This window comes from Nocardia fusca NBRC 14340 (assembly GCF_001618425.1).
GTDB classification, from domain to species: domain Bacteria; phylum Actinomycetota; class Actinomycetes; order Mycobacteriales; family Mycobacteriaceae; genus Nocardia; species Nocardia fusca.
Map to the genome: position 1 here is coordinate 1 of NZ_BDCU01000091.1, position 1,401 is coordinate 1,401.

The following is a 1,401-nucleotide window of genomic DNA, read 5'->3' on the forward strand; positions in this document are numbered from 1 at the left end:
TGGTGGGGTGTAGCTGATCGGGGTTTGCCTTTTTTCGAGGCTTGGAAGGACTGGCTGCCCCGCCGCGCTGGACACTCCGGCTGCTGATTGAGAGCTTGTTGCGGGTCGTCGCTGGTTAGGGATCTGTCGGCGGGGTTGTCCACGGGCGCGAACTTCGAGGTCAGGAGCATGCGGGTGGCAACTCGCCCTCAGGTCTGGGTTGGAATCGATGTCGGCAAGCACGCGCATCACGCGTGTGTGGTCGACGAGGCCGGTAAGACGGTGTTCAGTCAGAAGTTCGGCAATGACCAGGCCGCGATCGAGGCGCTGATCGCCCGCGCCGGCAAGGCCGCCGAGCGGGTGTGGTGGGCAATCGATCTGACCAGCCCGATGGCGTTGCTGTTGATCACGGTGCTGCTGGCCACCGACCAGCAGGTGACGTATGTGCCGGGCCGGGTGGTGGCTTCGATGACCGGCGGCTTCCGCGGCGAAGGCAAGACCGACGCCAAGGATGCGCGGGTGATCGCCCAGAGCGCGCGCCTGCGTGAGGATCTGAACCAGGTCGTGATGCCCGACGAGCTCGTGGTCGGGTTGACCCAGCTGACCAGCTATCGCGCCGACCTGATGTCGGATTGGGTCGCCGGGATCAACCGGTTGCGAGCGTTGCTCGGGTCGATCTTCCCCGCGTTGGAGGCCGCGTTCGACTATTCGAACCGGACCCCGTTGATCCTGGTCGCCGGGATGTGCACTCCCAGCGAAATCCGATCTGCTGGAATTGACGGCGTCACAACATATCTGAGCGAGAATGGGGCGTGGAGGCCCGGCATCGGCAAGACTGCGGCCGCTGCGATCGGTGCCGCCGAACGACAAAGCCTGGCGCTGCCCGGCGAGGCCGACACCGCAATGCTGGTCAAACGCATCGCCGCCAAACTCCTCGACCTCGATCGCGAGATCAAGGACACCGACAAACTCATCACCACTCGCTTCCGGGCGCACCCGTGGGCCCACATCATCGAGTCCCTTCCCGGGATGGGGCCCGGGCTGGGGGCGGAGTTCCTCGTAGAAACCGGTGGTGATCTGGTCACCTTCTCCAGCTCGGGACGGTTGGCGTCCTACGCCGGCCTCGTTCCCGTTCCTCGCGACTCGGGCCGCGTCAGCGGCAACCTGCACCGGCCCAAGCGCTACAACCGGCGTCTGCGCAGAGTTTTCTACATGGCTGCCCTGTCGAGCCTGCGCTACGAAAACGGGCCTTCCCGGCGGTTCTACGACCGTAAACGCCGTGAACGACTGATCCATATCCAAGCCCTTCTAGCCCTGGCCCGCCGCCTGGTCGACGTCCTGTGGGCACTGCTGCGAGACGGACGTGCATTCACCCTCGATGCACCGGTCCCGACGGCAGCTGTGGCTTGACACGATCATTGA

1 protein-coding gene is annotated in these 1,401 nt (G+C 64.9%); it reads left to right on the forward strand.

Annotation, left to right across the window (positions count from 1 at the left end; all coding sequences use genetic code 11):
• Positions 1-174 precede the first annotated feature (174 nt).
• A complete protein-coding gene (locus tag NF4_RS35960; RefSeq protein ID WP_084533856.1) occupies positions 175-1,389 on the forward strand; it encodes an IS110 family RNA-guided transposase in 1,215 nt (404 codons plus the stop codon).
• The last annotated feature ends 12 nt before the right edge of the window (positions 1,390-1,401 follow it).